This is a genomic window from Desulfonatronospira sp. MSAO_Bac3 (assembly GCF_003838035.1).
GTDB lineage: Bacteria > Desulfobacterota > Desulfovibrionia > Desulfovibrionales > Desulfonatronovibrionaceae > Desulfonatronospira > Desulfonatronospira thiodismutans.
The window spans coordinates 1-15,121 of record NZ_QYZY01000126.1; the positions used below are offsets into that span (position 1 = coordinate 1).

Genomic DNA, 15,121 nt, shown 5'->3' on the forward strand with positions numbered 1-15,121 from the left:
CTTAATCCCATCTTGAGCACTTTCCAGCTTTATAGTCAGATTTCACCCTGTCCAAAAATTCCTGGCCTCTGCCACCCTGCGTAAAATCGCTTTCAATCTCATGATCCCAGACTTTTGCTTCGTAATCAGCAAACCACCTGAAAAGACGGCTTTTTTCAGAGTCAGGCAGAGAGAGTATTTCATCTTGAATTTTCTCTACTGTAGTCATAGTCATGTCCTCCAATTTTCTTAAGAAAATGTTAAGTCCCCCGGGTAAAATATACAATAAAAAAAGTTTGAGTTGAGTATAGTTCCTGGTGAGCCTTTCAAGGCCAATCTACCTGACTTTGAGTACATGCTCTTTGATTGCATACAGGAAGATCTGAACGTTTACGACTTGGAGCCTCAATGAAAAGACCCGAGCAACATGGTGTGCTTCCTGCAACATATTGTCTTTCAAGGTCGTATGAAGCGACACACTGAACGGGAAATGATGCCTAACATGGTCATTGACTCAACACCGGGCAAGATATATCATACACCATAAATCACCATCCTGGTTCACCAAGGAGGCTAGTAATGAAATCCATTACCATTCACAATCTTGAAGACCCTCTGGATACTTTGATCCGGCAAAAGGCCAAAAGCGATGGGACCAGTCTGAACAAGACAGTTAAGAATCTCTTGGCCCAGGCCCTGCAAGTGCCCTCTCAGGGGGAGCAAGAGCGCAGAAAGGATTTTCTTGAGCTTTTCGGCGTCTGGTCTGAAAACGATGAGAATGAATTCCGCCTGCGAACCCGGGAGCTGGATAAAGTTCACCAGGAAGACTGGCAGTGAACAAGATTTTGCTGGATACCAACGCTTACACCGCCTTTTTAAGGGGCAGTTATCAGGTACTCGATGCCCTGGGACAGGCTGAAATAGTTTTTGTATCAATTATTGTCCTGGGAGAGCTCGAAGCGGGATTCAAAGGGGGCAGCAAAGAGGAAATCAACAGGGATTTACTTCGGCGTTTTCTGGCCAAGCCTTCGGTTCGGGTACTCAACGCAACTTTTCCAACAGCCATGATTTTCGGCCGGATTAAGTCCGAGCTAAAACATGCAGGCACCCCATTACCCATCAATGACGTCTGGATCGCGGCACATGCCATAGAGACCGAAGCCACACTGATAAGTTACGATAACCATTTCAAAAAAATTAGCAGCCTCATGTGCTGGCCAGTGATTTCTGGTAACCATTCAGGTAATCCTCGATGTTGATTGCCGGCACTCACGCCTCTGGCGTGACTGGAGACTGTCCCCGGGCCGGTACTTGCCCCCAGAGTGGTTCCCCTTAAGGCATGGATATTGACATGGTAATTGTGTTTGCAGAAATGGTAGCCAAAAACAAATTTTATGTTAAGATTTTATTGAAACCTATTACTATATGCTTACTTGCAAAAAATAAGGGTTAGAGCCTATACTGACCAGCAAGCCCTAACCCTTTGATTTTATTGTGGTGCCGGGGGAGGGATTCGAACCCTCATGGGCAAAGCCCGCGGGATTTTGAGTCCCGTGCGTCTACCAGTTTCACCACCCCGGCTTATATTAAAAACTAATCCATGAGGTTCTGCTCAGTCAAGCGATTTTTAAAGCCTGCAGGTCTCGACAAACCCCATGACCTGGACTATATCTTATAACAGCAGCAAAATCTTGCATTTTTTATGCACAGGCTCCATAATTACATCAGCTCATGACGGTCCTTCGCTCAATGGCTCATGAGCCCTGGCCTGTGCAGCAGCAAGTCAAACCACTCAACCGGAGTTTAAATGCTCAACGAAAAGTTTTTAAGCGACCTGGAAAAATATATCAAATCCGGGGAACTGGAAGAGGATTTCGAATGGTCCTCAGAAGAACGTCGCATGGAGATACTTGATTACCTGGAAAGGCTCATGGACCTGGCCGAGGCTGCCGATGAAACAGCAACCAGAATCATCTTCAAGAATACGGGGCTCGGACAGATGTTTGATTCCGGAAAAAACGATGAAAAAGGGTAAAGACCTTACTGATGAGGTGATGAAAATGCCCTTTTTATTCGACCTGCATGTCCATTCCCTGATCTCCCCCTGCAGCATGCTTCCCCTGGAGGATATCCTGGCCGAGGCCCGTTTACTCAATCTGGACGGAGTGTGCATTACCGATCACAACACTACCCAAGCCAGGCACCAGATCCGGGAGGGGGTTCAGGATGACGGGCTTTGCGTGATTGTAGGACAGGAGTACTCCAGCTTAGATGGCCATTTTTTGATTTTCGGCCCTCACGAAGAATTTGAACCCTACCTGCCTGCCCCGGAGATAACCCGGCGGGTAAACCGGGCCGGCGGGGTGATAATAGCCTCGCACCCCTACAGGGCAATGCAGAAGGTGGATGAAAAACTCGTTTCCAGGGGGATAATCAGCTATGCTGAAGGATTAAACGGCAGAAACTCCGAACTGGAAAACTCCCTGGCTCAAAACTGGCAGGAAAAGCACGGGATCAGCCTTACCGGGGGTAGTGACGCCCACTGCCTGGAAGAACTGGGCAGAGTAGGGACATTATTTACAGAGCCCGTCCGCAGCCGGGAAGACCTGGTAAAGGCGCTTAAAAACAGGAATTTCAGACCGGCACGCAATCCGAATTACAAACAGTTGGTGCACTGGCTGGAATCTTATGGCGGGGCCGTCTGAGCCTGCCAAGGGGCGCGGGGCTTTCACCCCATCAGGCCCAGGCAGGCTGAGGCTGATGCGCTGCCTTAGGTTCGTACTCGGGGACTGCTATTTCCTGGCCGCCGAAATCCACCTGGTGCAGATAGTCGTCCCTGTTTTCATCCAGAAATCTTAGAAAAGAATTGTTGAAGGAATGCCCGGAACAGTGGACCTCGAATGATCCCCACAGGGAAATACCCATCAGGCTCATGTCTCCCATGAAGTCCAGAATCTTGTGCCGCACAAGCTCATCGCTGTAGCGAAGGCCGTCTGGATTGACGATGCCGTACTCGTCAAGGACCACGGCATTGTTCAGGGTGCCGCCTAAAGCCAGTCCCTGGCTCTGGAGCTTTTCCACGTCCTTTAAAAACCCGAAAGTTCGGGCCTTGGCCAGAGATCTTACAAAATGCTGCGGGTTCTGCTCAAACTGGTAGGACTGACTGCCCACCATGGGATGAGAAAAATCAATGGTGTATTTTATTTTGAGCCCGTTGTAGGGCATGGCCTTGATCCAGCGCTGGCCGTTTTTGTAAACTATGGAGCGGCTAAGTCCCAGCACGCGCCTGGGCAGACGCTGCCTGCGAATGCCAGCTGTACGAAGGAGAAATACAAAGGAAGCTGCGCTGCCGTCCATTATGGGCAGTTCATCGCCTTCCACCTCGATGTACAGGTTGTCGATGCCCAGACCGGAAACCGCGGCCAGCAGATGCTCCACCGTGGATATGGAGACATCCCCGTTGCCTATGGTGGTGGCCAGCTCAGTTGATTTGACCGAGTGCGGACTGGGAACCAGCCTCTTGGAGCCATCCGGACCTTTATGCAGAAAAACAAGACCTGTATCTTCCTCGGCCGGACGCATGTGCAGGCTGACCCTCTCTCCGCTGTGCAGTCCGACTCCTGAGCATTTGACATCTTTTTTGATTGTTTGCTGCCTCATTCACACTTCCTCCTGAAAAGGCAGCTTTGCAAAAAATATGCCTATATCCGCCACCTGCAACGTACTGAAATAACAGCCTTTAAATTTCATGCTTGTTTTACTGTTGTGTTTTTTTTGCAAAATCCTGTTCCTTTTAAGCATCAGCTCTACCCCTACAGCGAAACTTATAAAATATATATCGTATCTCAATTTCGCTGTAGGGCTACTTGCAGACAACAGCCGCCCGGTCCAGCCCGGCAAGGTCCTGATAGATATGACAACTGCTCCAGCGGGAAAATATCCGCCTTACATGATCTGCCTGGGTGCTGCCCATTTCCAGAAAGACCCGCCCGGACCCCCGCAAAAGCCTGGCGGCCTCCTGTTCCAGCCTTTTGATATGTCCAAGGCCTCTTTCCCCGGACAGAAGAGCCTGCCCGGGCTCGAAATTGCGCACTTCCGCCTCCAGCCCGGCAAACTCCCGGACGCTTATGTACGGCGGATTGCAGACTATAAAGTCAAGGCTTTGGGGCTTGATACCCGCACCCATATCCCCCCGGAAAAAAAGGATCCTGTCTGATACCCGGTGCCTGCGGGCATTACTTCGGGCAACTGCTAAAGCTTGCTTGCTGATATCACAGGCCAGACACAGGAACAAGGAAAAATCAAGGGCGATGCATATGCCCAGAATCCCGCTTCCGGTCCCCAGATCTGCGAAAATTTTCTTCTGCTGCCGTGAGTAACTATTGCCCACAAGCTCCACCAACAGTTCAGTTTCCGGCCTTGGAATCAACACCTGCGGGCTCACCTGAAAGTCAAGACTGTAAAACTCCTTGCGCCCCAGGATATAAGCCACAGGCTCGCCCCTGCTTCTGCGGGCGATCAGTTCTTCATAATGTCTGCGGATTTCATCAGATGTCTGATCCTGAAAAACCAGGACCAGCTTTTCAGTGGAAAGATCCAGGGCGTGGGCCAGCAGTACTCTGGCCGACAGGCCGGGGGAATCCACGCCCGCCCGGCGCAGTTCATCCGTGCCCCGGGCCAGCATTGAGGCGATGGTGTTCACAAAAGACAGTATCCGTTCAGGAGGTGTTTTACGCCGCCTGGGCTTCCTGCAGGGCCTGGGCCTGGAAATTCTGGACAAGTGGATCGATAATGCCGTCCAGGTGCCCCTGCATGACTGATTCTAGGTTGTAGAGGGTAAGGTTGATACGGTGATCCGTCACCCTGCTCTGGGGAAAATTGTAGGTGCGTATTCTCTCGGAGCGGTCCCCTGAGCCCACCTGGGCCCTGCGGTTGTCATCGTATTCCCTTTTCTGCTCTTCCTCCATGATCTGCAGAAGCCTGGACCTGAGCACCTTCAGGGCCTTGGCCCTGTTCTTGTGCTGGGACTTTTCATCCTGGCAGGAAACCACCAGTCCTGTAGGGATATGGGTAATTCGCACAGCTGAATCAGTGGTGTTCACACTCTGCCCTCCCGGCCCTGAAGCCCGGAAGACATCCACACGCAGGTCGTTGGGTTCGATGTTTACGTCCACCTCCTCGGCCTCGGGCAGAATGGCCACTGTCACTGCCGAAGTATGCACCCGGCCCTGGGACTCCGTCTCGGGAACCCGCTGCACCCTGTGCACGCCGGATTCATACTTTAGCCTGCTGTAGACCTTTTTGCCGGAAATGGAGGCGATGACTTCCTTTATTCCACCGGTGCCTGTCTCCTGCATATTGAGTACTTCCACCTTCCAGCTGCGCTCCTCGGCATACCTGAAATACATGCGGAAAAGATCGGCTGCGAAAAGAGCGGCTTCCTCTCCGCCTGTACCGGCCCGGATCTCCAGGATAATATTCTTGTCGTCAAGGGGGTCGCTGGGCACAAGCTGTATTTTCAGATCTTCCTCAAGCCTGTCCTTCTCCTCCTGGAGGGTTTCAAGCTCGGCCTGAGCCAGTTCACGGATTTCCGGGTCCCTGTCCCGGGCAAGCTCCCTGTTCTCCTCCATTTCGGACACAATCCGCCTGTACTCGCGGTAGGTGCTCACAATGGGCCCCAGCTCCGAGTGCGACTTGGACAGCTTCCTGTATTTTTCCTGGTTGGAAAATACCTCCGGATCGCTAAGATCCGTTTCTATCTGCATGTATTGCTGTTCCAGCTCATCCAGCTTGGCAAACATATTCAAATCCGTACGGGCAGATTAATATACCCGTTGAAATAACCCCATACTGTACGCGAACCACGCGAAGCGCGTGTCAGGACGCGCGACATCAGTCATGAAACACCCTTCTTCTCCATACCCCATGCTCTATGCCCCATGCCATTCCCCCATCTTCCCAAAAATCCCTCAATTCCTGAATTCCCCAATTCCCCAATTCCTCAATCCCTCAATTCCCCAATCAAACCCTATTTAGCCGTCTGACCATACTTTCTCTTGAAGCGGTCGATGCGTCCGGCAGAGTCGACAAATCTCTGCTGCCCGGTGAAGAACGGGTGGCACTGTGAACACACCTCAACTGTTATCTCCTGCCCGGCAGTGGACTTAGACTGGAATTCGTTGCCACAGGCGCATTGAATCTTGGTTTCGTGCAAAGTGGGATGCAAATCTTTTTTCATGGCTAACCTCCGAAAAATTTGAAAGACCAGAATATATAGAACATCTGCTTATTATTGGCAAGGTTATTTTCCGGCATTTTTCCCGGAGCCGGGGCAAGTTAGTGCTTGCCAGGAAAAAAAAATTATCCTATAAGGAACAGTTTAGTAAAACACACGCCGGGGCGAAACCCTCTGGGTGCTCTTCGCTGTTGAAGAGACGGTTCCCGGGCGGAGGAAAAACCCTAAGGGAGGAATCTTAATGAGTTATGTTACCATGAAGCAGATGCTGGAGACCGGAGTGCATTTCGGTCACCAGACCAAGCGCTGGAACCCCAAAATGAAGCCTTATATCTTCGGTTCCAGAAAAGGCATTCACATCATCGACCTGCAGCAGACCGTAAAGCTTTACCAGTATGCCCACGACTTTATCTCCGACACTGTGGCCGGCGGCAAGAAGGTGCTCTTTGTGGGGACCAAAAGACAGGCCAGGGAAGTCATCAAGACCGAGGCCCAGCGCGCGGACATGTTTTATGTCACCAACCGCTGGCTGGGCGGCACACTGACCAACTTCCAGACCATTCGCAAGAGCATCGAACGTCTCAAAACCCTGGAAAGGATGTTTGAGGACGGCAGCGTACACCGTTTTGTCAAAAAAGAAGTGGCCATGATGCAAAGGGAAGTAAACAAGCTCAATGCCGACCTGGGCGGAATCAAAGATATGGATTCCCTGCCGGGTGCGGCATTTATCATCGACCCCAAAAAGGAAGAGATCGCCATAAAGGAATGCCGCAAGCTGAACATACCCATTGCGGCGGTGGTGGATACCAACTGCGATCCCGATCTAATCGACTTCGTCATTCCCGGAAACGACGACGCCATCCGCGCCATCAAGCTCTTTGCCGGCAGCATGGCCGATGCCTGCCTGGAAGGAATGGCCAAGAGGGGCGACAGGGAGCAGCAGGAAGATAAAGCCGCTGAAGCCCAGGAGGCGGAGGCCAAAGAGATGCAAACCGAACCAGAACCTGCCATGCAGGAAGAGCAACAGGAGGAGTAAAAAAATGGTTGACGCCCAGAAAGTAAAGGCCCTGCGGGAAAAAACCGGGGCAGGAATGATGGACTGCAAAAAAGCTTTGCAGGACAGTGGGGGAGACGAAGAAAAAGCCATAACCTGGCTTCGGGAAAAAGGTCTGTCCAAGGCTCAGAAAAGAGCCGGACGGGCCACTTCCGAGGGCTGGATAGGCTCTTATATTCACAGCAACGGCAAGATAGGCGTACTCGTGGAGCTCAAATGCGAAACCGACTTTGTAGCCAAAAGCGACCAGTTTCAGCAACTGGCCAGGGACCTGGCCATGCAGATCGCCGCCACCAGCCCTGTATGCGTAAACCCTGAGGATCTGCCTCAGGAGCTTGTTGACAAGGAGCGGGACTTCTACAAGAGTCAGGCGGAGAAAGAAGGCAAGCCCGAACATATTGCCGAAAAGATCGTTCAGGGACGGCTGGACAAGTATTACAAGGAAGTGTGTCTGCTCAAGCAGGCTTACATCAAGGACGACTCCAAGACAATTGAAGACCTCATCAACGATACCGTTGTTGTTCTGGGCGAAAGCATCCAGATCGGACGCTTCACCCGCCTGGGTCTTGGCGAAGACGTCCAGGATTAGAAAACAGTTCATAACTGGGTCTTCTCAGCAGATGCTGCACCCTAAACCCGGAAAAATAAAATGCCCAAGCTCAAATACCGCCGCGTACTTTTAAAGTTGAGCGGAGAAGCCCTGGCCGGGAATGAACAGTACGGTATTGATCCCGGCACTGTTTCTTCAATCTGCAGGGAGATCATCTCCGCCAGAGAACTTGGGGCCGAGATCGCCCTGGTCATTGGCGGCGGAAATATATTCCGCGGAGTGTCCGCCTCATCCAAAGGGATGGACCGGGCCTCCGCGGACTACATGGGCATGCTGGCCACGGTCATGAACGCCCTGGCGGTACAGGATGTCCTGGAAAAGATGAATGCGGATACCAGGGTCATGAGCGCCATCTCCATGCACGAAGTGGCCGAACCCTATATACGGCGCAGAGCCCTCAGGCATCTTGAAAAAAAACGAATAGTTATCTGCGCGGCAGGCACCGGCAATCCGTTCTTTACCACAGACACCGCAGCCGCTCTCAGGGCCATGGAACTCAAGTCTGACATTATCTTGAAGGCCACCAAGGTGGACGGAGTGTTTGACAGGGACCCGGTTACCAATCCCGATGCTGTAAAGTATGATTCTTTGACCTATATTGATGTTTTGAGCCGACGTCTCCAGGTAATGGATGCGGCCGCTGTCTCATTGTGCATGGACAATTGTATGCCTGTGGCGGTTTTCAACCTTTTCCATCGGGACAACATAATCCGGGTGCTCCAGGGAGAGCAGATCGGCACAATAGTGCAAGGAGGATGACTTATGGATCAAGTACTTGATGATTGCAGAGAAAAAATGGACAAGGCCATCGCCAGCCTGGATAAGGACCTGGGCAAGCTCAGGACCGGCAGGGCCTCGGTTGGACTTGTGGACGGGATCACCGTGGAATATTACGGGACCATGACCCCCTTGAACCAGCTTGCCTCCATATCCATACCGGACAGCCGCACAATCGCCATACAGCCCTGGGACAGAAACGTTTTCTCAGGCATTGAAAAAGCCATCATGAAGTCTGATCTGGGGTTAAATCCTGTCAGCGACGGCAAGATCATCCGCATCAACATCCCCCCTCTCACCGAGGAAAGGCGCAAAGACCTGGTCAAGATGGCCAAGAAATACTCCGAAGACGCCAAGGTGGCCTTGAGAAACGTCCGCAGGGAAGCCAACGACACCCTGAAAAAGATGAAAAACGACAAGGATCTTACCGAGGACGAGATGCACAAGGGCCATGAAGAGGTCCAGAAAATCACCGACAGCTACGTGAGCAAGGTGGACCGGATTCTGGCCGACAAAGAAAAAGAGATCATGGAGTTTTAAACTGCAGGAAACGCTCCCCCGGCACATAGCCATTATAATGGACGGCAACGGCAGATGGGCCGGCAGACATGGACTGCCCAGGGTGGAGGGACACAAACAGGGTACACGTAGCGCCAGAGCCATTGTGGAAGAGTCCCGGCGTCTGGGCATCCAGCATCTGACCCTGTACGCCTTTTCCAGAGAGAACTGGTCCCGTCCCCGGGATGAAGTGGATTTTCTTTTCAACCTTCTGGGGGAATTCTTAAACGGCGAACTTCCCACCCTCATGCGCCAGGATATCCGTCTGAACATCCTTGGAGAAACAGGCGAACTCCCTCTGGCCACCAGAAAAATACTGCAGATGGCCTGCAACCGCACCCGGTCCAACCAGAGCATGCAGCTGAACCTGGCCCTGAACTACTCCGGACGCCTGGAGATACAAAGGGCCTGCCGGCTGATGCAGGAAAAGGGGCTGGATGCGTGCCAGATGGACCCTCGGGAATTCGGGCAGTATCTATACACCGCAGGTCAGCCGGATCCTGATCTGGTTATCCGCACCAGCGGTGAATACAGGATAAGTAATTTTCTACTGTACCAGTCAGCCTATTCAGAATTCTACTTCACTGAAACCCTCTGGCCGGATTTTGACTCCGGGGAACTGCACAAGGCCCTGGAAGACTACCGCCGGAGAAACCGCCGCTTTGGCGGCGTGGAGCCGGTATGAATTTAAGCCCTCACCTGAAAAGAGTTGCAACAGCCATCCTGCTCATTCTGGTCCTGGGCGGGGCAGTCTACATGGGACATGCCGGGATAGCCATCCTGGTGGTCCTTGTATCCCTGCTTGGACTTTGGGAATTCTACTCCCTGTTCTGGTCCGGCAGAGAGAGAATCGTGCTCAAGACCCTGGGATGTCTGGCAGGAGGCCTTTTTCTCCTGGACTATTCCCTGGAAATAACCGGGCATCCGCTGCTTTTTCTGGTTCTCATCTTCTGGGTGGCCTGGCTGGGTTTCCTGGTGGAATACAGCAGGCAGAAAGACCAGGCCAGGCTAAACGACTATATGCTGCTCATTTCCGGCATAGCTTACGTACCCCTGGTCCTGAGCCTGTTTTTCACCCTCAAGGCCCCGGAAATAATCCTGGTCCTGGCGGCTACTGCAGCCTCGGATGCCGGAGCGTTCTACTCAGGATACCTGTGGGGCAACAAAAAGATCTGGCCGGAGGTGAGCCCCAAGAAGACCTGGATGGGAAGCCTGGGCGGGCTGATACTGTGTACGGCCGTGACTCTGGGCCTGGGGGTCTTTCTGGGAAGCGCACTGTGGTGGCACTTTATCATCCTGGGTATACTTTTAAATATAAGCGCCCAGCTGGGCGACTTTTTTCAGTCTTCACTCAAGAGATGGTGCGATGTAAAGGACACGGGTCACATCCTGCCCGGACACGGAGGTGTCCTGGACCGCATAGACAGCCTCCTGTTGCTTCTACCCGTTTATGTGGTATACTCAGTATTCGTGGGCATGTTTTAACACCACAACAGTTCAGACATCCGGGATAAACCTTGCAATACATATCAGACCTTGACCTGCAGTCACGGCCGGATCAACCGCGACACCTGGCCATTATGGGCTCCACCGGCTCCATAGGCACCAGTGCACTCAAGGTTATCCGGCAGCACCCGGAAAAATTTCGCATAATCGCCCTGGCCGGGGCCAGAAACATAGAACTTCTGGCAGAGCAGGCCAACGAGTTCAGGCCGCAGTACCTGGGCGTACTTGAAAAGGACCTGGCCTCGGGGCTCAAAAAAAAGCTTGCTTCCGGCTACAGCCCGGAGATACTTGCAGGCACTGAAGGCTACACCCGCCTGGCCTCTTTGCAGAATGTGCAAATGGTTCTTTCAGCCATGGTTGGGGCTGCCGGTCTTATGCCCACCTTAGAGGCCGTGGACAAGGGCAAGACTGTTCTTCTGGCCAACAAGGAATCCCTGGTCCTGGCCGGGCATCTCATCCGCGCCGGGTGCGAAAGGACCAGGGCGGTCATCCTGCCGGTGGACTCGGAGCACAATGCCCTTTTCCAGGCCCTGCAGGGGCACGGAGCAGGCGAGCTGGACTCGGTGATCATCACTGCCTCCGGCGGACCATTCTGGGGGCGCAAGGCCTCCAGCCTGGAGGATATGAAGCCGGAGCAGGCCCTGGCTCACCCCAACTGGTCCATGGGGGCCAAGATAAGCATTGATTCAGCCACTATGATGAACAAGGGCTTGGAGCTCATAGAGGCCCACCACCTTTTCGGCATGCCCATGGACAAAGTCCGGGTGCTGGTGCATCCCCAAAGCATTGTCCACGCCCTGGTTCAGTTCTGCGACGGATCAATCCTGGCCCACATGGGAGTACCGGACATGCAGATGCCCATCGCCCACTGCCTGGGCTATCCCCGGCGGCTGGACCCCGGGCTCGAGCCCCTGGACCTGGCCGCATGCACCGAGCTTGGCTTTTACAGGCCGGACCCCGGGGCCTTTCCCTGCCTGGAACTGGCAGTGGAAGCCATGAAAAGCGGACCAAGCTACCCGGTGGTTCTCAACGCCGCCAACGAGATCTGCGTGGAAAGTTTTCTGACCGGCAGGATAGGTTTCATGGACATACCCAGGATAAATTCCAGGGCCCTGGAGGAACATTGCCCGACAGCAGTTGACAGTCCCCGGGAAATTCTTAATCTGGATCATCAAACCAGACAAAGGGTAAGTGAACTTGTCCTGCAGCCTGCTGGCTGAAAACCAATTTAACCAAGACATACTCAAAACAGAACAATCATGTTTACAAGTGCTATAGCCATAATCCTGGTCCTGGGACTGCTCATCTTTTTTCATGAACTGGGTCATTTCCTGGTGGCCAGGCTTCTGGGGGTGGGAGTATCCACCTTCTCCCTGGGGTTCGGCCCCAAGCTCTTCGGCTTTGTCATGGGCAAGACCGAATACCGTCTTTCCGCCGTGCCGCTGGGCGGGTATGTACATCTTGTGGGGGAAAGTGAAGACTCGGAACTGCCCGGGGGTTTTACTTCCCAGGAAAGTTTCGCCAAAAGACCTCCCTGGCAAAGGATCCTGGTAGTTGCTGCCGGACCTGTTTTCAACTTTGTCCTGGCCTGGTTCATCTACTGGGGGCTCTTTTTTGCCCATGGACAGATGCAGATGTTGCCCCAGATAGGCGATCTGGCCGACGACGGCCCGGCCATGGAGGCGGGACTGCAGTCTGGAGACCTGGTACTGAGCATCAACAGCCATGAAGTGCAGTACTGGGAGGACCTGGTCCAGCACATCCAGCGAAACGAGGGTGAACCCCTGGACCTGGAAGTCCAGCGCAATTCCAGCATAAAGGAATTCACCCTGGTCCCCAGAATGGCGGTCCAGGAAAACATATTCGGCGAGGAGATAAAGACCCCGCAGATCGGCATCGTGGCCTCGGGCGAGACGGAAACCATATCCCTTGGTTTTATAAGTGCAGGCAAGGAAGGCCTGTCCCAGACCTGGATGCTCATCAAGCTCACGGTGGAGGGTATCAAAAAGCTCATTGAGCGTATTATCCCCCTGGACACCATCGGCGGCCCCATCCTTATAGGTCAGCTGGTAAGCGAACAGAAACAGGAGGGCATGGTCAATCTGCTGGCCCTTACCGCCCTCATCAGTATCAACCTTGGGCTGATAAACCTCCTGCCTGTACCGGTGCTGGACGGCGGGCACATCCTTTTCTACACCATAGAAATGATCACCCGCAGACCGCTGAACGAGCGCATGCGCCAGGTAGCCACCAGGATCGGAATACTTTTCATACTTTCCCTCATGGCCTTTGCCATAATAAACGATATCCTGCGGCTGGTGGGTTGATACACTAAGGCAACTGATCCGGTTTACACATGTACCTGATAATCAATTGCGCTGAAGGCGATCTGCAGATTATCCTGGGAAACAGTGAAAGGCTCTGGTTCTCCAGCAGCCTGTACGTACCCGGACGGGCCATGAAGTACATGGCCCCGGGCATAGAATGGGCCCTTGGGTCCCTGGAAATGCAAACCCATGAATTACAGGGCATTGCCTGCGTATCCGGACCCGGGTCTTTTACCGGGGTGCGCATGAGCCTGGCTCACGCCCTTGGACTGGCCTGCGCCCACAACATCCCTCTGGCAGGGCTGAGCTTCATGCAGGCCCTGGCTATGGGGCCCGGACCTCTTATTCAGGGCACCCTTCTGGTCCTGGTACACTCCCGGCGTGAACAGGTATACGCCCAGGCTTTTTCCTGCCCCGGCCTTGCTGTCTCCTCTCCTGCAAAGAACCTGCACCTCTCGGAACTAAAAGACCTTTTATCCGCATACCCCGATCCAGTCTATCTGACAGGCAGCGGAGTACGCCGGAATATGGACTTTTTTCAACACTACAGGTCCGCTGTCCTGCCCCGGCACTGGGACGTGCCCGCACCCCACAACCTTTTGCGCATGTCCCTGGAGGCTTCATGGGATACGGCCCTGCCCGCTCCGGAATACCTGCGGGCTTCCGAGGCCGAGGAAAACCTGGCCCGCATCGCCGCAGGCCGCGGCCTGGACCTGGACCAGGCCAGAGAATACCTGCAGCGGGAATAAACTGGAAAATAAAACTGCTTGCTTGCCACTTCATAAAAAACAGCACCGGGGATAAAAATTGTGCCGTATAGATGTTTCAGGATAGACAGACGTCCAATTCTGGAGAGATTGACCAGTGGCGAAGAATTGCTGACCACCTTCATAAGCGACCCAGCTTTTTAAGATTTTGCATATCTTCATCAAAATCTTTCAACATCATAGTGGATGTTAATTCCGCGATGGCCCAGAAGCTGCTGAAATGACCAGACGTTTAACCCCGTGAGTTCCCTGGCCTTGCCAAAAGAGATTTTGTTTTGCTGGTATAGAAGAATGGCAAGCTCTCTTTTCAGTTCCTCTGGAGTGGTGCGGGCTGAATGCAGTACTTCCCTGGGGATTTCAATGCATACGTTTTCCATGTTTTCCTCCAATCATAAATGAAATCAGCAGCAGAATATACCCTGTAAACTGACAAGTCCACAAGAAAACCTGAAACACGTAAGTATGCTTTCACTATTATAATGTCCTACCTTCGCTGCAGCCTTGCCCCGAAGAAGAACTCCCCCAGGTCTTCGTCAGCTCCAGTGCCGTAAGTCTGCAGGCACTCAAAGTCTTTGTGTTTCTTTAGAAAATCTGTCACCTGCTCCTGGTTTTCCTGTCTGCTCAGGGTACAGGTGACATAGATGAGCTGGCCTTTACTGGGCAGGACATTGGCGGCGGCAGCAAGCAGTTCCTTCTGGACGCGGCAAAAGTCCAGCACATCCCGGGGGCTTCGCTTCCACTTGGTGTCCGGTCTTCTGGAGAGCACCCCCAGGCCGGTACATGGAGCATCCACAAGTACTGTGCCGGGACTTTTCTTCAAAGGCGGGCTTTGCCCCAGGGCTGCAAACACCTGCACTTGCACCTGCTCCAGGAGTTCCTTTTTCAGCCCGGCCAGTCTGGGCAAATAATTATCACTGGCCCAGACCTGCAGGCCCTGGCTGCTCATGAGCATGGTCTTGCCGCCCCGGCCGGCGCACATATCCCACACAGGAGACTTCCAGTCGCCCAGGCCCAGTTCCCAGAGGGTCTTTTGCCCGGCAAAGCTCTGCCTGAAGGCCTTTTTCTTGTTTTCAAGTTCATCCAGGCCGGGATAATAATTATCCCTTAAAAGTATAGAAGGACCAATTCGCTGGAGCACATAATGCTCATCCAGGCGGCCTGCATCTTCTCCCGGGGCGAGCCTTACGCCTGCAGCCGGTTTCTGCAGGCTCTGCTTCAGGTATTCACAGGCCATATCAGTCCCGTAGTCCTTTTGCCAGAGCTTTACTATCCACTCCGGGCAGGAATAAAACCTGGACAAAAAAAGCA

20 protein-coding genes, 1 tRNA gene and 1 pseudogene are annotated in these 15,121 nt (G+C 53.1%); 13 read left to right on the forward strand and 9 right to left on the reverse strand.

What is annotated here, in order from left to right; all coding sequences use genetic code 11:
- Position 1 precedes the first annotated feature (1 nt).
- On the reverse strand, positions 2-208 hold the full coding sequence (locus tag D5S03_RS04595; RefSeq protein ID WP_287042808.1) for a hypothetical protein: 207 nt from the start codon (positions 206-208) through the stop codon (positions 2-4).
- Between the two features lie 350 nt (positions 209-558).
- Here D5S03_RS04595 and D5S03_RS04600 point away from each other — a divergent pair, with 350 nt between their 5' ends.
- Together D5S03_RS04600 and D5S03_RS04605 are read left to right on the forward strand one after the other, a co-directional pair.
- Complete coding sequence (locus D5S03_RS04600; protein ID WP_287042809.1) at positions 559-816, forward strand: hypothetical protein; 258 nt, start codon at positions 559-561, stop codon at positions 814-816.
- On the forward strand, positions 813-1,238 hold the full coding sequence (locus D5S03_RS04605; RefSeq protein WP_287042810.1) for a type II toxin-antitoxin system VapC family toxin: 426 nt from the start codon (positions 813-815) through the stop codon (positions 1,236-1,238). Before D5S03_RS04600 ends, D5S03_RS04605 begins: the two co-directional genes overlap by 4 nt.
- Positions 1,239-1,474: 236 nt before the next feature.
- Here the strand turns inward: D5S03_RS04605 and D5S03_RS04610 are convergent.
- Positions 1,475-1,560 (reverse strand) — tRNA-Leu (locus D5S03_RS04610).
- A 226-nt stretch (positions 1,561-1,786) separates the two neighbouring features.
- Here D5S03_RS04610 and D5S03_RS04615 point away from each other — a divergent pair.
- Positions 1,787-2,014: a hypothetical protein gene (locus D5S03_RS04615; RefSeq protein ID WP_008870320.1), complete on the forward strand. Its 228-nt coding sequence runs from the start codon at positions 1,787-1,789 to the stop codon at positions 2,012-2,014.
- On the forward strand, positions 2,001-2,684 hold the full coding sequence (locus tag D5S03_RS04620) for a PHP-associated domain-containing protein (RefSeq protein WP_208596402.1): 684 nt from the start codon (positions 2,001-2,003) through the stop codon (positions 2,682-2,684). The genes D5S03_RS04615 and D5S03_RS04620 overlap by 14 nt, the downstream gene beginning before the upstream one ends.
- 31 nt (positions 2,685-2,715) lie before the next feature.
- Here D5S03_RS04620 and lpxC read toward each other — a convergent pair whose 3' ends face one another.
- The 4 genes from lpxC to rpmE all read right to left on the reverse strand — a co-directional run bounded on the left by lpxC (position 2,716) and on the right by rpmE (position 6,217).
- Positions 2,716-3,639, reverse strand: coding sequence for a UDP-3-O-acyl-N-acetylglucosamine deacetylase (gene lpxC, locus D5S03_RS04625; RefSeq protein WP_008870318.1), 924 nt, complete (start codon positions 3,637-3,639; stop codon positions 2,716-2,718).
- A gap of 202 nt (positions 3,640-3,841) precedes the next feature.
- Complete coding sequence (gene prmC / locus D5S03_RS04630; protein ID WP_008870317.1) at positions 3,842-4,681, reverse strand: peptide chain release factor N(5)-glutamine methyltransferase; 840 nt, start codon at positions 4,679-4,681, stop codon at positions 3,842-3,844.
- Positions 4,682-4,709: 28 nt separating this feature from the next.
- Positions 4,710-5,780, reverse strand: coding sequence for a peptide chain release factor 1 (prfA, locus tag D5S03_RS04635; protein ID WP_008870316.1), 1,071 nt, complete (start codon positions 5,778-5,780; stop codon positions 4,710-4,712).
- A gap of 227 nt (positions 5,781-6,007) precedes the next feature.
- Entirely contained in the window at positions 6,008-6,217 is a 210-nt protein-coding gene (gene rpmE, locus D5S03_RS04640) for a 50S ribosomal protein L31 (RefSeq protein WP_008870315.1), read from the reverse strand.
- A 238-nt stretch (positions 6,218-6,455) separates the two neighbouring features.
- On the opposite strand from rpmE, the gene rpsB reads away from it, so the two are divergent.
- From rpsB to tsaB, 9 genes are read left to right on the forward strand one after another with little or no spacing between them, the layout of a single operon-like run.
- Positions 6,456-7,250 carry a 30S ribosomal protein S2 gene (gene rpsB, locus D5S03_RS04645; protein WP_287042811.1) on the forward strand — a complete coding sequence of 265 codons (795 nt, stop codon included), beginning with the start codon at positions 6,456-6,458 and terminating at the stop codon, positions 7,248-7,250.
- Positions 7,251-7,254: 4 nt separating this feature from the next.
- Positions 7,255-7,857, forward strand: a complete 603-nt coding sequence (gene tsf / locus D5S03_RS04650; protein ID WP_008870313.1) for a translation elongation factor Ts — start codon at positions 7,255-7,257, stop codon at positions 7,855-7,857.
- 60 nt (positions 7,858-7,917) lie between these two features.
- Positions 7,918-8,637, forward strand: coding sequence for a UMP kinase (pyrH, locus tag D5S03_RS04655; RefSeq protein ID WP_008870312.1), 720 nt, complete (start codon positions 7,918-7,920; stop codon positions 8,635-8,637).
- Between the two features lie 3 nt (positions 8,638-8,640).
- Positions 8,641-9,195 (forward strand): ribosome recycling factor, encoded by a 555-nt coding sequence (frr, locus tag D5S03_RS04660; RefSeq protein WP_287042812.1) that lies wholly within the window; start codon positions 8,641-8,643, stop codon positions 9,193-9,195.
- Between the two features lies 1 nt (position 9,196).
- On the forward strand, positions 9,197-9,898 hold the full coding sequence (uppS, locus tag D5S03_RS04665) for an undecaprenyl pyrophosphate synthase (protein ID WP_008870310.1): 702 nt from the start codon (positions 9,197-9,199) through the stop codon (positions 9,896-9,898).
- A complete protein-coding gene (locus tag D5S03_RS04670; protein WP_008870309.1) occupies positions 9,895-10,698 on the forward strand; it encodes a phosphatidate cytidylyltransferase in 804 nt (267 codons plus the stop codon). Before uppS ends, D5S03_RS04670 begins: the two co-directional genes overlap by 4 nt.
- A gap of 32 nt (positions 10,699-10,730) precedes the next feature.
- Positions 10,731-11,939, forward strand: a complete 1,209-nt coding sequence (gene dxr / locus D5S03_RS04675) for a 1-deoxy-D-xylulose-5-phosphate reductoisomerase (RefSeq protein ID WP_008870308.1) — start codon at positions 10,731-10,733, stop codon at positions 11,937-11,939.
- A 39-nt stretch (positions 11,940-11,978) separates the two neighbouring features.
- Positions 11,979-13,046: an RIP metalloprotease RseP gene (gene rseP / locus D5S03_RS04680; RefSeq protein ID WP_008870307.1), complete on the forward strand. Its 1,068-nt coding sequence runs from the start codon at positions 11,979-11,981 to the stop codon at positions 13,044-13,046.
- A gap of 29 nt (positions 13,047-13,075) precedes the next feature.
- Positions 13,076-13,795, forward strand: a complete 720-nt coding sequence (tsaB, locus tag D5S03_RS04685) for a tRNA (adenosine(37)-N6)-threonylcarbamoyltransferase complex dimerization subunit type 1 TsaB (protein WP_008870306.1) — start codon at positions 13,076-13,078, stop codon at positions 13,793-13,795.
- A gap of 26 nt (positions 13,796-13,821) precedes the next feature.
- Here the strand turns inward: tsaB and D5S03_RS13830 are convergent.
- From D5S03_RS13830 to D5S03_RS04695, 3 genes and pseudogenes are all read right to left on the reverse strand, one after another.
- Positions 13,822-13,938, reverse strand: a pseudogene (locus D5S03_RS13830) (PIN domain-containing protein); the annotation flags it as partial.
- A gap of 36 nt (positions 13,939-13,974) precedes the next feature.
- Entirely contained in the window at positions 13,975-14,190 is a 216-nt protein-coding gene (locus tag D5S03_RS04690) for a UPF0175 family protein (RefSeq protein WP_008870305.1), read from the reverse strand.
- 107 nt (positions 14,191-14,297) lie between these two features.
- On the reverse strand, positions 14,298-15,121 hold an 824-nt coding region (locus tag D5S03_RS04695), incomplete at its 5' end, for an RsmB/NOP family class I SAM-dependent RNA methyltransferase (RefSeq protein ID WP_287042813.1).

Bases quoted from the DNA above. Each gene is read 5' to 3' on its own strand.
- D5S03_RS04595 (WP_287042808.1), bottom strand. From the start codon at position 208: ATGACTACAGTAGAGAAAATTCAAGATGAAATACTCTCTCTGCCTGAC.
- D5S03_RS04600 (WP_287042809.1), top strand. From the start codon at position 559: ATGAAATCCATTACCATTCACAATCTTGAAGACCCTCTGGATACTTTG.
- D5S03_RS04615 (WP_008870320.1), top strand. From the start codon at position 1,787: ATGCTCAACGAAAAGTTTTTAAGCGACCTGGAAAAATATATCAAATCC.
- D5S03_RS04620 (WP_208596402.1), top strand. From the start codon at position 2,001: ATGAAAAAGGGTAAAGACCTTACTGATGAGGTGATGAAAATGCCCTTT.
- lpxC (WP_008870318.1), bottom strand. From the start codon at position 3,639: ATGAGGCAGCAAACAATCAAAAAAGATGTCAAATGCTCAGGAGTCGGA.
- prfA (WP_008870316.1), bottom strand. From the start codon at position 5,780: ATGTTTGCCAAGCTGGATGAGCTGGAACAGCAATACATGCAGATAGAA.
- rpmE (WP_008870315.1), bottom strand. From the start codon at position 6,217: ATGAAAAAAGATTTGCATCCCACTTTGCACGAAACCAAGATTCAATGC.
- rpsB (WP_287042811.1), top strand. From the start codon at position 6,456: ATGAGTTATGTTACCATGAAGCAGATGCTGGAGACCGGAGTGCATTTC.
- tsf (WP_008870313.1), top strand. From the start codon at position 7,255: ATGGTTGACGCCCAGAAAGTAAAGGCCCTGCGGGAAAAAACCGGGGCA.
- pyrH (WP_008870312.1), top strand. From the start codon at position 7,918: ATGCCCAAGCTCAAATACCGCCGCGTACTTTTAAAGTTGAGCGGAGAA.
- frr (WP_287042812.1), top strand. From the start codon at position 8,641: ATGGATCAAGTACTTGATGATTGCAGAGAAAAAATGGACAAGGCCATC.
- D5S03_RS04670 (WP_008870309.1), top strand. From the start codon at position 9,895: ATGAATTTAAGCCCTCACCTGAAAAGAGTTGCAACAGCCATCCTGCTC.
- rseP (WP_008870307.1), top strand. From the start codon at position 11,979: ATGTTTACAAGTGCTATAGCCATAATCCTGGTCCTGGGACTGCTCATC.
- tsaB (WP_008870306.1), top strand. From the start codon at position 13,076: ATGTACCTGATAATCAATTGCGCTGAAGGCGATCTGCAGATTATCCTG.
- D5S03_RS04690 (WP_008870305.1), bottom strand. From the start codon at position 14,190: ATGGAAAACGTATGCATTGAAATCCCCAGGGAAGTACTGCATTCAGCC.